Below are 12725 nucleotides of genomic sequence, written 5' to 3' on the forward strand. Positions count from 1 at the left end.
CCCCCGCTCAGTTCTTTATTGATTGCGGACTCGGCCTGATTCTCAACAAATTCGTCCAATATCAGGCGGTGAGTGGGTTCGGAGGGGGAAGATGGTGGGAAGGGGATCGGAACCGTCGAGGCTGGCGCGAGCGGCAGCCGTTGCCTGCATGCTGTTCGGGCTGTTCAGTGCATCGCCCGGATACGGCCAGCATATCGTGCCGGGCCAGCGCTCCGGCGTGATCGCATCCGATCCGGCCACCCTGGAGCGGACACTGAACCTGGACGAGAAGAAGCTGGTCCAGGAGGGGCTGGCCTGGCTCGGCTTCTACAAGGGCTGGTTCGACGGGGCCTTCGGAGAGGGCACGCGCAATGCGCTCTCCAACTGGCAGCGGCAGAACGGCCTGCGCGCCAGCGGCGAGCTCGATGCCGACCAGGCGATCACGCTCGCCGGCACCGCCCTGGCCATGCGGGACAAGACCGGCTGGCAGCCCCTCTCCGACTCGCGGAGCGGGATCACCATCTCCTACCCCTCCAAGGTGCTGACCCGGCGGTCGGAATCGGAGGCGGGCGGCGTCACCCTGGACGACCCCGATGGCGGCGCGTCGCTGATGACGATGCGCTTCACCGACGTGACCGACGGCCAGATCAACGCCTTCTACGACGCCCTTTCGGGCAGCGGGGAATCCGAGATCACCTACGAATTCCGCCGGAACAACCTGTTCATCGTCACCGGCAACCGCAAGGGCGGCAAGTTCTACAGCCGTTTCGAGCAGCGCGGCCGGGAGATCCGCGGCTACGACCTGATCTGGCGGGCCGACCACGATGCGGATCTGCAGGCGCTCTCGGTGCTGATCTCGAACAGCTTCTATCCGTTCGGCTATGACACGCCGCCGGCGGAGCCGAGCTACCCGACCCTGATGGCGCTGGCCGACGCGCGCGGGCCGCAGGGCGGGTCGGCCGGTGCGACGGACACGCCCCAGGACACCGGCAGATCGCAGCAGGCCGGCACGAGCCCCGCCACGGACCGGCCGCCGCCTGCCCGGGAGTCCGCGGAGACGAACGACGCGCCCCCGCCCCATCGGGAGGACCAGGCCGGTCCGAGCGGCGGGGAAGAGGAGGTGGGGCAGTTCGTCTTCGCCTATCTCGAACCGGAGACCCCAGCCCTCAGGAACGCCTATGAGCTGACCCGGGACACCGACCTGCTGCGCCGGAATCCCGAAATCGCCTGGATGAACGGGATGTTCGAGCTGCCGCGCCAGCTGCGCTACGCGGCCGCGGAATGCGGGTCGGTGAACGCGTTCTATTCGCCGAAGAATTCCGCGATCGTCCTGTGCTACGAGCTGGTCGCGTCCCTGGAGCAGCAGGCGTTGAAGCTGGCCGAGAAGGCGGACCCGAAGTCGAACATCCTCGGCGCCTATATCGCCAGCAACATCCGTTTCATCCTGCTGCACGAGACCGGCCATGCCCTGATCGACATGCTCGAGCTGCCCTCGACCGGGCGGGAGGAAGATGCGGTCGACCAGATGGCGGCGATGATGATCCTGCTCAATCCCGGCGGGAAGGAGACGACCGACCAGATCGCCGAGGTGCTGCGGATGGCGGCCATCTGGTTCCAGAACAACGCCTCGGTGGGCGACGACACCAGCCAGAACATGCAGGTCTTCGCCGACGAGCACTCCCTCAGCGAGCAGCGCTTCTTCAACCTGCTGTGCTACATGTACGGCCACAATCCGGACGACTACGACTGGATCGTTCGGGAGAAGTTCCTGCCCGAGGCGCGCGCGGTCCGCTGCCCCGACGAGTCCCGCAAGATGTTCAGGGCCTGGGCCGCGCTGCTGGCACCGCATTTCACCCCGCGCTACAAGGCGATCGCGCGCATGCTGCAATAGCGGCGGCTTCGATCTCACGCGGCCGCGGCCAGGCCGGGCAGGACGTCGCGGACCGACTGCGCCAGGATCGCCGCCAGCCGGGCCGTGACCGGGTCCGGTTCGGCCTCCGCCCGCAGCAGGGTGAGGGGCAGGGCAGGCAGGGGCGGCGCCTCCCCGGCCCCCAGCACCCGCACCCCGGCCGGCAGGCCGACATCCGTGCGCACGGTGACGCCGAGCCCGGCCGCCACCGCCGCCCACAGCCCGGCGAGGCTGGGGCTGACGAAGGCCAGGCGCCAGGAGATGCCGGCGCGGTCCAGCGCCGTGGCGGCGGCGGTGCGCAGCAGGCACGGCGCCTCCAGCGCCGCCAGCGGCAGCGGCTCGTCCGCCCGGCCGTAGGCCGATGCGGGCCTGTCCTCGTCCTCGATGGCCGGGCCGATCCAGCGCATCGGCAGCTCCGCCACCCGCTCGGCATGGGGCAGGGCGCCGCCGTCGCCCCAGGCCAAAGCGAGGTCGAGCTGGCCGGAGCCGACCCGGTCGAGCAGATCGAAGCTGCGCGCGATCCGCGCCTCGATCCGCACCTTGGGATGGGCGCGGGCGAAGCGCCCCAGCACCGCCGGCAGCAGCGTCTCGCCGAAATCCTCGGACAGGCCGAGCCGCACCCACCCCTCGAGATCGATGCCGTGGATGGCGGCCGCCGCCTCGTCGTTCAGGGCCAGCAGCCGCCGGGCATAGGCCAGCATGGTCTCGCCGGCCTCGGTCAGGGCCAAGCCGCGCCCGGCCTTGCGGAAGATCGGCGTGCCCGCCTGCTCCTCCAGCTTGCGCAGCTGGGCGCTGACCGCGGAGGTGGAGCGGCCCAGGCGGTCGGCCGCCCGGGCGAAGCTGCCCTGCTCCATGCCGGTCGCGAAGCTGCGCAGCACGTCGAGGTCGAAGGTGATCCGGCGCATGGGAATCGTCCCAATTTCCTGAATCGATGATCCAGATATTTCCGATTTTCGGGATGAACCTGTATCGCTATCTCCAAGGCGTCAAGGTTGATCCAGGAGGATCCCGTGCCGCTCACCCGCATCTCGCTGACCAAAGGCAAGCCGCCCGAATATCTGCGCACCCTCTCGGACAGCCTGCACCAGGCGCTGGTCGAGGCCTTCGATGTCCCGCCGGACGACCGGTTCCAGATCATCCACCAGCACGAGCCGGGAGAGCTGGTGTTCGACCGGCACTATCTCGGCGGCCCGCGCTCGGACGATTTCGTGCTGTTCCAGATCACCGCCGGCCGTCCGCGCAGCTCCGAGACCAAGGCGGCGTTCTACCGGCGCCTGGTCGAGCGCCTCGCCGAGGCGCCGGGTGTGCGGCCCGAGGACGTCATGGTGGTGATCACGACCACCCAGCTCGACGAATGGTCCTTCGCCGGCGGCGTCGCCTCGATGCTCGGGAACCGATAGGAGCCGGCGATGGGCAGCAATCCGACGGAGATGACCATCTGCCGCGCCGGCAGCGCGATCGCCCGCGCCCCGGACGGCGTCGCCAGCGGCCCGTTCTGGATCGAGCGGCTGCTGGAGGGCAGCAAGGACGGCGAGATGACGGCGATGCGCGCGACGGTCGATCCCGGCATCCGCACCCGCTGGCACAGCCATCCGCTCGGGCAGATCCTCTACGTCCTCTCCGGCGTCGGCCTGGTCCAGCGCGACGGCGGCACGATGGAGGAGGTGAGGGCGGGCGACTGCGTCTGGTTCGCCTCCGGCGAGCGGCACTGGCATGGCGCCGCCGCCGACAGCGTCTTCGCCTATCTCAGCATCCAGCCGGTCCGCGACGGCACGGCGGTGCATTGGATGGAGCCGGCCTGACCCGGAGGAGCCGCCATGTATGCGATGCAGTACGAGATCACCCTGCCGGCCGATTACGACATGCGGATCATCCGCCGGCGGGTCGCGGCCCGGGGGCCGGCGCTCGACGCCTTCCCCGGCCTCGGGCTCAAGGCCTATCTGATCCGCGAGCGCGGGGTTGACGGCGCGCCGGTCAACCAGTATGCGCCGTTCTATCTCTGGGCCTCGATCGAGGGGATGGGCCGCTTCCTGTGGGGCGGTGGCGGCTTCGGCGGCATCGTCGAATCCTTCGGCCGGCCGGCGGTGCGCCACTGGACCGGCATCGCCTGCCTGGCAGGCCCGGCCCGCGGCGACAGCCCGCGCGCCGCCACCCGCCACACGGGGTGGGTTCCGGCCGATGCCGACCCCGCCGCCTTCGTCGCCGAGGCGATGGCGGAGCTCGACCGGCACGCCCGACTGCCCGGCGTCCACACCACGGCCCTGGCGATCGATCCGTCGCGCTGGGAGTGGGGGCGCTTCACCCTGTGGGCCGCGGCTCCGGCGGCAGATGGCGACCTCTACCAGGTCCTCCACCTGTCGGCGCCGGAGCTGGGCGCCATCACCCGGCCGACCTAGTGGACCGGGCGGTCGTCCCCGCGCAGCGCGTTGCGCGCCCGCGCCAGGCGGGAACGGATGGTGCCGATCGGCACATGCAGGCGCTCGGCGGCCTCCTCATAGGAGGCGCCGCCGATGGCCACCAGGCGCAGCACCTCGCGGTGGCTGCGCGACAGGGTGGGCCAGCGCGCCTCCAGCTCCCGCACCTCGATCGCCTCGGGCTGGCTGGCCGGGGCGGGAAGGTCCCAGCCTTCGATCGGGACCATCTCGGTCTGGTTGCGCTTGCCCGAGACGAATTTCGAGAGGTGGAGGCGGCGCATCATGACGATGAGCCAAGCGACGATGTTGCTTCCAGGTCGCCACAGATGAAGCTTGAGGGCTGCCCGCAGCAACGTCTCCTGGATCAGGTCGTCGGCATCGGCGCGGTTGCGGGTCAGGCTGACGGCATAGCGCCGGAGATCGGGAATGCAAGGAGCGACCGTCGCCAGAAACTGTCGCTCGGTCGCGGCTGAGATGGCCGGCATCGGAGAGCGTCCCTGTTGCGACTGACTACTGACGAAACCGACAGGTCCCCCGACTGTTCCGTAAAAAATGCGCTTCCTTCCCGATCAGACGGCAATATAGTTGCATAGAATCTGCAGATATCAGCGAAACGGCTGGCTTTGGATGTCGTTTGCCATCAAATGATAATCGACCTCGGGGATTGTGCTCTGTCCGATAAAGCGGCTGAGAACCAGAATTAACATTCATCGATTTCGATGGGCTCTGGACCAGAGATGGGGCCGGGTGCCGATCGGAGGGCACCCGGACTTTGTTGCGGCGCGGCACGGAACAATCGCTGCGGCTCGACCATTGCCTAATTGTCCTCCGCCACAACGGAGCGGAGGCGTACCCTGCCAGCCTTATGGGGAGTGTCCCGTGAAACTCGTGCTTTTCGCTGCTGCGGCGGTCCTCGCCGCCACTCCAGCCTTCGCCGACTGCCAGACGGACGCCCAGGCCCAGGCCCAGAAGGTCCGCACCGCCCACCAGCTGCTGAGCAATCAGGCGAACGCGCCGATGACGGAACAGTGCCGGACCGGCGCCACCCTGATCGCCGAAGCCAAGCGCCTCAGCGCGATCCAGCACAACTGCCAGGCGCAGCTGCAGCTCACCGCCCAGCAGCTGCAGGATGCGGATCAGAGGATCCAGGCGGCGGATCAGGAGCACGCCACCCGCTGCGGCGGCTGATCCGTCGGGCTTGAAGCCGGAAGATCTGGGGCCGGTCCGGCAGGACCGGCCCCCTCCGTTTCAGCGCTGCGGCAGCGCGTAGGCGATGATCGAATCCCCCGCGCGGGTGCCCAGCGAACCGTGCCCGCCCGCCGCCACCACCACGAACTGCCGCCCGCTCTGCTCCGACCGGTAGGTCATCGGCGTGGCCTGGGCCCCGGCCGGCAGCCGGTCCTCCCAGAGCTGGCGGCCGGTGGTCACGTCATAGGCGCGGATGTACTGGTCGAGGGTCGAGGTCAGGAAGGCGACGCCGCCCGCGGTCATGATCGGCCCGCCGAGGCTCGGCACCCCCATCTTGAAGGGCAGGGGCACCGGCGAGCTGTCGCGGATCGTCCCGTTCTTGTGCCGGTAGACGATCTTGCCGCTGCGCAGGTCGACCCCGGCGACATAGCCCCAGGGCGGCGCCTGGCAGGGCAGGCCGAGCGGCGACAGGAAGGCGTTCAGCGCGACCATGAAGGGGGCGCCGTAATTCGGGTTCACGCCGCCGGTCTCCTGCGTCCCCTCGATGTCCGAGCCGCTGGCCGGCTCCTGTGCGCTCTCCTGCTGGTCTTGCCCCTGCTGCCGCCGGATCAGCCGGTCGACGAAGGCCATGTAGTCCGGATTGGCGAAGGCCACCTGGCGCACCGGGTCGACCGCGATGCCGCCCCAGTCGAAGACGCCGAAATTGCCGGGATAGACCAGCGATCCCTGCTCCGACGGCGGCGTGAAGATGCCCTCGTAGCGCAGCGACCGGAACTGGATCCGGCACAGCAGCTGGTCGAACATCGTCATGCCCCACGCATCGCGCTCCTCGAGCGGGCGGTCTGGCGTGAAGGTGAGGGCGGAGAAGGGTTGCGTCGGCGCCGTTCGGTCGCCCTCGGCCGCGCCCTGCGGCACCGGCCGCTCCTCGACCGGGATGATCGGCTCGCCGGTGCGGCGGTCGAGGACGTAGATGTCGCCGCGCTTGGTCGGCGCTACCAGGGCCGGGACTCTGCCCGTGGGCATGTCGAGGTCGATCACGCTCGGCTGCGACCCGATATCCATGTCCCACAGGTCGTGATGCACGGTCTGGAACACCCAGCGCGGCCTGCCGGTGGCGATCTCCAGCGCCACGATCGCGCTGGAATAGCGCTCGGCCTCCGGCGTGCGCCTGCCGCCCCACTGGTCGGGCGGCTGATTGCCCATCGGGATGTAGATCAGCCCCAAAGCCTCGTCGGCGCTGGAGATGCTCCAGCTGTTCGGCGAGCTGGCGACATAGGTCTCGCCGGGGCCGAGCGGCTCGGTCCGATCCGGCCGGCCCGGATCCCAGGCCCAAACCAGCCGGCCGGTGGTCGCGTCATAGGCGCGGATCACGCCCGACGGCATCTTGACCGAAACGTTGTCGCTGACATTGCCGGCGATGATGACGAGGTCGCGGGTCACCACGGGCGGCGAGGTCGAGTAGTACATGCCGTCCTGCCGCTCCGGCATGCCGTCCCACAGGTCGATCTGCCCGTTCTGGCCGAAGCCGGGGCAGGGCTGGCCGGTACCGGCGTCGAGCGCGATCAGCCGGGCGTCGGCGGTCGGCATGAAGATGCGGCGGCTGCAGTCGCCGGACGCCGTGGCCTGGGCGCCCGCCGCCTCGTGGTAGGAGACGCCGCGGCAGGTCAGGTGCTGCAGGTTCTTCGACTGCGAGATCTTGGGATCGTAGCGCCATTTCTCGCGGCCGGTCTCGGCGTCCAGCGCGATCACGAAATTGTGCGGGGTGCAGACGTAAAGGGTGTCATGGACCTTGATCGGCGTCAGCTCGAAGGTGGTCTCCTGCGGGTCGTTCGGACCGCGGATGTCGCCGGTGCGGTAATGCCAGGCGACCTGGAGACCGGCGACGTTCTCCGGCGTGATCTGGGCCAGGGGCGACCAGCGTTCGCCGTAGGAGGAGCGGCCATAGGCCCGCCAGTCGCCGTCCGGCACGCCGCCGTAGTCCTGCGGCACCGCTCCCTGGGCCGCCGGCAGTTCGCCCGGCATGCTGTGCCGGTCGGTGAGCATGGCGGCGATGCCGATCGCGGCCCCGATCAGCAGCGCGGCGCTCAGCGGCAGCCCGGCCCCGCGCCAGGCCGCCGGCGGCGGATCCGCCGGATCGCGGCGGAAGCCGCGGTTGATCCAGGGCATCAGGAGCCACAGCCCGATCAGGAACACGACGTCGCCGCGGGCCGCCAGGGGCCACCAGTCGAGGCCGATCTCGTCCACCGCCCAGGCGATGGTGCCGAGCACGATCACGGCGTAGACCCACAGCGCCGCGCGGCTGCGGAACAGGAGAAGCAGGCCGGTGAGGACGAAGCCGAAGCCGGCGGCGAGATAGTACCAGGACCCGCCGAGCTGCAGCAGCCACACGCCGCCGGCGCCGAGGGCGAAGCCGAGCAGGATGATGACGAGCCCGGAAATCCACAGCATCGGTCGCAAGCCGCTTCGTTCCGGCATCGATGCCTCCATCCTCTATGGTCTCGGACTGCCGCGATCGGCGTCTTCGGACTAAAATCCTGAGTGGCGGGCCGCAAGCATTGAACTTGCTCGGCCATCGCCGGCGTCAAGGGTTGCCGGGGTGCGGCCGATCATCTCCATCAATGCGCCGCCGCGCCGGCCCGGCCGCGGAGCAGCAGCGCCACCGGCACCATCAGCAGGGCGACGATCGAGAGCGCCTGGAACACGTCGATGTAGGACAGGATCGACGCCTGGCTCGCGACCAGCTGGCCGATCCAGTCGAAGGCCTGCTGCCCGGCCGTGGCCCCAGCCGCGCCCTGGGCCCGGAAATGTGCGGTCGCCTGGTCCAGCCCCAGCTGGTAGGTCAGGACCGACGGCGCGACATGGCCGACGAGATGGGTCTGGTGCATCTGCGCGTTCTGGGCGAGGAGGGTGGTCGACAGCGACACGCCGATCGAGCCGCCGAGATTGCGCGCCACGTTGATCAGCGCCGCGGCCTGGCCGGTCTTCTCCGGCGGCAGGCCGGCATAGGAGGCGGTGGTGATCGGCAGGAACAGGAAGGGCAGGCCGATCATCTGGAACACCCGCGACCAGGCGAACCAGCCGAAATTCGCCTCCGGCGAGAGGGTGGTGAAATGCGCCATCGCCAGCGCCACCACCGTGAGGCCGCCGATGATCAGGTATTTCGGCGGGACCAGGTTGGTGAGGCGGGAGGAGATCGGCATCAGGATGAACATGACCAGGCCGCCGGGCATCAGCGCCAGGCCGGCCCAGGTGGCGGTGTAGCCGTACCGCTCCTGCAGCATCTGCGGCAGGATCTGGGTCGAGCTGTAGAGGATGGCGCCGACCGCCAGCATCACCAGGCAGGTGGTGCCGAACTGCCGGCGCAGCACCAGCCGGATGTCGACGATCGGGTCCTTGCGCGACAGTTCCCACGGCACCAGCAGCAGCAGCGACACCAGCGAGATGCCGGCGAAGGCGGTGATGAAGCCAGATTCGAACCAGTCCTCGCGCTGCCCCTTGTCCAGCATGACCTCGAGACAGCCGAGCCAGAGCGCGACCAGCACCAGCCCGACCCAGTCGACCCTCAGCCCTCCGGCCAGGGCCCGCCGGCGCTCCCGCTTCAGCGTCTCGGGCTCGACCAGCAGCCATTGCACCAGGACCAGCGACACGAGCCCCATCGGCACGTTGATCAGGAAGATCCAGTGCCAGGAGAAGCTGTCGGTGATCCAGCCGCCGATGGTCGGGCCGAAGGTCGGGGCGACGATCACGGCGATCGCATAGATGCCGAAGGCCTGGGCCCGCTTCTCCGGAGGGAAGCTGTCGGCCAGGATCGACTGCTCGCTCGGCGCCAGCCCGCCGCCGCCGAGGCCTTGCAGCACGCGGAAGAACACCAGCATCTCCAGGCTGGTCGCCAGGCCGCACATCAGCGACGCCAGGCTGAACAGGGCGACGCAGATCATGTAGAAGCGCTTGCGCCCGACCACGCCCTGCAGCCAGCCGCTGATCGGCAGCACCACGGCGTTGGCGACGAGATAGCTGGTCAGCACCCAGGTGCTCTCGTCCTGTCCGGCGGCGAGGCCGCCGGCGATGTGGCGCAGCGAGATGTTGGCGATCGAGGTGTCCAGCACCTCCATGAAGGTGGCGATCGAGACGACGCCGGCGATCAGCCAAGGGTTGCGGCCGCCGGCGGCCGAACGGCTGCCGGGGGCCTCCGCCGCCGCGCTCATCGCACGGTCACGGTCGGCACCACCGACATGCCGGGGCCGAGCGGCAGGTCCGGCGGCCGGTCGAACACGATCTTCACCGGCACGCGCTGCACCACCTTGACGTAGTTGCCGGTGGCGTTCTCCGCCGGCAGCAGGGCGAAGGCGGTGCCGCTGCCGAATTGCTGGCTGTCGACATGGCCCGGGAAGTCGCGGTCGGGATAGGCGTCGATCGAGATCGACACCGGCTGGCCCGGCCGCATGCGGTCGAGCTGCGTCTCCTTGAAATTGGCGGTGACCCAGACCTCGCGCGGCACCAGCATCATCAGGCTCCGGCCGGGCGAGGCATAGGCGCCCCTGGCGGCCGACAGCTCGGCCACATGGCCGGCGACCGGGGCGATGATCACGGTGCGGTCCTGGTTCGCCTGGGCCTGCTGCAGCGAGGCCCGGGCCTGCTCCAGCCCGGCCGCGGCGCTCTGCGCCTGGGCCTGCAGCACGCCGAGCTGCTTCTCGGCGGCGGTCAGCGACGCCTGGGCGCCGTCGAAATCGGCCTGCCGCTGCCGCAGGTCCGTCGAGGCCTGATCCGCGCGCTGGCGGGTGCCGGCGGCGGTCCTCGCCAGATCCTGGGCGCGCCGGTTCTCGTCCTGGGCGAACTGCAGCGCGGCCTGGGCCGAGGCCATCTGCAGCCGGGCCTGGTCGACCTTGGCCCTTTGGGCCTCGATCTGCGCCGCGGTGTCGGCGATGTCGGCCTGCGACTGATCAACCCTGGCGCGCGCCTGGGCCAGGGCGGCGGCGTAGTCCCGGTCGTCGATCCGGGCCAGCACAGCGCCGGCCTCGACCGGCTGGTTGTCGGTCACCGGCACGTCGACGATCGCGCCGCTGACCTGTGGGCTGACGGCGACGGTGCGGGCGTCGATGAAGGCGTCGTCCGTGCTCTCGTCGTTGCGGGCGTGCAGCCACCAGCCGATGGCGCCGGCCAGCAGCACCACGGCCGCGATCGTGCCGATCAGGATCGCCCGCCGGTGCCGGGCGAAGACGCGGCGGCGGTCCTCCGGCGGAGCCGAGGTCCGGTCATCGGCCGCCGCGGCATCGGCGGCGCCCTGACGGGTTGCGTCGTCTGGTGCCATTGTCGAGCCCTTGAGGCCTGTCCGACCGATGGTCCGGGCGGCCTGCGGCCGGGCGGCCGCGGGTCCTGCTGGCGACAATGTCGCGGGCGCCGGGAGGGTTCCCCTGCGATGCCGGCCGAAGCGGACGGAACCGGGACCGCCATGCGTGGATTGACCGGCCATGGAGGTCTCGCTGTTCCATAACCCGAAGGCGGGCGACGGAAGCTGGTCGCCGGACCGGCTGGTCCGACTGCTCGAGATGTCCGGCTTCGCCCCGGTGCATTGCTCCGTCCGCGGCAAGGAACTCCAGCGAGCGCTGGAGAATCCGCACAGCCTGGTCGCGGTTGCCGGCGGGGACGGAACCGTCGCCGCGATCGTCCGGGCGCTGCATGGGCGGCCGCACACGATCGCGATCATCCCGACCGGGAGCTCCAACAACATCGCGCGGGCGCTCGGCATCGTGGAGGAGCCGCGCTTCGTCGTCGCCGGCCTGCCCAATGCCAGGCGCACGCCGTTGCGGATCGGAGTCCTGCGCGGACCGGAATGGGAGCGCAACTTCGTCGAGGCGGTCGGCCTCGGCCCGATCGCCACCGCGATCAAGCGGGACGTCGGTGCGAAGGAGCACGGCTCCGATCTGGCCGAGGACAGGCGCCGGGACCTGCGGCGCATCGTCGCCAAATGCAAACCGCTCGACGCCGATATCGTCGTGGACGGGAAGCCGCTGATCGGGTCGATGCTGATGGTCGAGGTCATGAACATCCCGATGATCGGTCCCAACCTGCTGCTGGCGCCGGAGGCCGATGCGCGGCAGGCGAACCTCGTTCTGGCCTGGCTGCCGGAGGCGAAGCGCGAGGCCATGCTCGACTGGCTGGAGGATCCCGAGGCGGCGGAGGCGCCGCTGTGGCGGGTCGAGGCGAAGCAGGTCGAGCTGAATCCGCACGGCAAGGTCATCCATGTCGACGACACCGTGGTCGAGGGCGGCGAGGCCACGCTGACCATCGGCCTCGAGCCCAAGCACGTGACCGTCCTGACTCCGGGAGACCGCGAATGACCAGCGCGACGGCCGAACGCTTCGAACCAGCCGCGGCCCAGCTGCAGCAATGGGAGGAGACCGCGATCGAGTTCGCCCGGCTGGCGGGGGCCGAGATCGTCGCCTCCTTCGGCCGGACGCTCAGCATCCGGTACAAGACGGGGGCGGGGCAGGGGGAGGATCTCGTGTTCCGGGACCCGGTCTCGGAGGTCGACCAGCGGGTCGAATCCCTGATCCGGCTGCGCCTCGCCGAGCTCTACCCCGATCACGGCATCATCGGCGAGGAGATGGAGGACAGGCCGGCGGCCGCGGACAGCCCGGTCTGGGCGATCGACCCGGTCGACGGCACCGCCAATTTCATCAACGGGCTGCCGCTGTTCGCCGCCTCGATCGGCGTGCTTCACCGCGGCCGGCCGGTGATCGGCGCCGTCTGGTGCTCGACCAGCCACGCCCTGCGCTCGGGCGTCTACCACGCCTGCGGCCGCGGCCCGCTGTGCTTCGACGGGGCGGCGCTGGAGGTCGGCCCGAACCCGGCGGTGCGCCGGCGCCTGGCCGGCGAGCCGCGCCTCGACCCCGGGACGGTGCTGCCCTGGGAGACGCGCAAGACCGGCTCGGCCGCGATCGAATGCGCCTTCGTGGCGGCGGGGCTGCTGGAGGTGGCGCGCTTCGAGCGGCCGAATGTCTGGGACGTGGCCGGCGGGCTCTGCCTGGTCACGGCCGCCGGCGGCACGGCCTTCACCTGCTCGGCGCCGGAGCGGGGCTGGGAGCGCTTCACCGGCTTCGGCGCCGATCCCCGCGGCTGGCACGGGCAGCTGGTGATCGGGCCCGAGGCCGCCGCCATGCGCCGCACGGAAATACGGGGCTAGGCGAGCCCGCCGGCGACCGCCGTGGCCCCGGGAACCGATCGGCCGCCGGCCC

At 70.2% G+C, this 12725-nt stretch carries 12 protein-coding genes; 7 read left to right on the plus strand and 5 right to left on the minus strand.

The window, feature by feature from the left end; all coding sequences use genetic code 11:
- The first annotated feature begins 148 nt into the window (after positions 1-148).
- Complete coding sequence (locus tag G537_RS42060; protein ID WP_051248385.1) at positions 149-1870, plus strand: DUF4344 domain-containing metallopeptidase; 1722 nt, start codon at positions 149-151, stop codon at positions 1868-1870.
- Positions 1871-1884: 14 nt separating this feature from the next.
- Here G537_RS42060 and G537_RS0113495 read toward each other — a convergent pair whose 3' ends face one another.
- Positions 1885-2793, minus strand: a complete 909-nt coding sequence (locus G537_RS0113495; protein ID WP_026870576.1) for a LysR substrate-binding domain-containing protein — start codon at positions 2791-2793, stop codon at positions 1885-1887.
- Positions 2794-2898: 105 nt separating this feature from the next.
- Between G537_RS0113495 and G537_RS0113500 the strand changes: the two genes are divergently transcribed.
- The 3 genes from G537_RS0113500 to G537_RS0113510 are packed head-to-tail and all read left to right on the plus strand — an operon-like array spanning position 2899 to position 4284.
- Positions 2899-3288, plus strand: coding sequence for a tautomerase family protein (locus G537_RS0113500; protein WP_026870577.1), 390 nt, complete (start codon positions 2899-2901; stop codon positions 3286-3288).
- 9 nt (positions 3289-3297) lie between these two features.
- Positions 3298-3690 (plus strand): cupin domain-containing protein, encoded by a 393-nt coding sequence (locus G537_RS0113505; protein ID WP_026870578.1) that lies wholly within the window; start codon positions 3298-3300, stop codon positions 3688-3690.
- A 15-nt stretch (positions 3691-3705) separates the two neighbouring features.
- Positions 3706-4284, plus strand: a complete 579-nt coding sequence (locus tag G537_RS0113510; RefSeq protein ID WP_026870579.1) for a DUF4865 family protein — start codon at positions 3706-3708, stop codon at positions 4282-4284.
- Here G537_RS0113510 and G537_RS37815 read toward each other — a convergent pair.
- Positions 4281-4787, minus strand: a complete 507-nt coding sequence (locus G537_RS37815; RefSeq protein WP_064742130.1) for an RNA polymerase sigma factor — start codon at positions 4785-4787, stop codon at positions 4281-4283. The two genes, G537_RS0113510 and G537_RS37815, sit on opposite strands and share 4 nt — an antisense overlap.
- A gap of 394 nt (positions 4788-5181) precedes the next feature.
- Here G537_RS37815 and G537_RS0113520 point away from each other — a divergent pair, with 394 nt between their 5' ends.
- Positions 5182-5490 (plus strand): hypothetical protein, encoded by a 309-nt coding sequence (locus G537_RS0113520; RefSeq protein WP_026870580.1) that lies wholly within the window; start codon positions 5182-5184, stop codon positions 5488-5490.
- Positions 5491-5550: 60 nt separating this feature from the next.
- Here G537_RS0113520 and G537_RS0113525 read toward each other — a convergent pair whose 3' ends face one another.
- From G537_RS0113525 to G537_RS0113535, 3 genes are all read right to left on the minus strand, one after another.
- Entirely contained in the window at positions 5551-7965 is a 2415-nt protein-coding gene (locus G537_RS0113525) for a glucose/quinate/shikimate family membrane-bound PQQ-dependent dehydrogenase (protein WP_026870581.1), read from the minus strand.
- A gap of 140 nt (positions 7966-8105) precedes the next feature.
- Positions 8106-9695, minus strand: a complete 1590-nt coding sequence (locus tag G537_RS0113530; RefSeq protein ID WP_026870582.1) for a DHA2 family efflux MFS transporter permease subunit — start codon at positions 9693-9695, stop codon at positions 8106-8108.
- A complete protein-coding gene (locus tag G537_RS0113535) occupies positions 9692-10798 on the minus strand; it encodes an HlyD family secretion protein (protein WP_155888609.1) in 1107 nt (368 codons plus the stop codon). The genes G537_RS0113530 and G537_RS0113535 overlap by 4 nt, the downstream gene beginning before the upstream one ends.
- 160 nt (positions 10799-10958) lie before the next feature.
- Here G537_RS0113535 and G537_RS42065 point away from each other — a divergent pair, with 160 nt between their 5' ends.
- Positions 10959-11828: a diacylglycerol/lipid kinase family protein gene (locus tag G537_RS42065; RefSeq protein ID WP_051248386.1), complete on the plus strand. Its 870-nt coding sequence runs from the start codon at positions 10959-10961 to the stop codon at positions 11826-11828.
- Positions 11825-12673, plus strand: coding sequence for an inositol monophosphatase family protein (locus G537_RS37825; RefSeq protein WP_034851652.1), 849 nt, complete (start codon positions 11825-11827; stop codon positions 12671-12673). Before G537_RS42065 ends, G537_RS37825 begins: the two co-directional genes overlap by 4 nt.
- Positions 12674-12725 lie beyond the last annotated feature (52 nt).

The organism is Inquilinus limosus DSM 16000, from assembly GCF_000423185.1.
In the GTDB taxonomy this organism is placed as follows: Bacteria; Pseudomonadota; Alphaproteobacteria; order DSM-16000; family Inquilinaceae; genus Inquilinus; species Inquilinus limosus.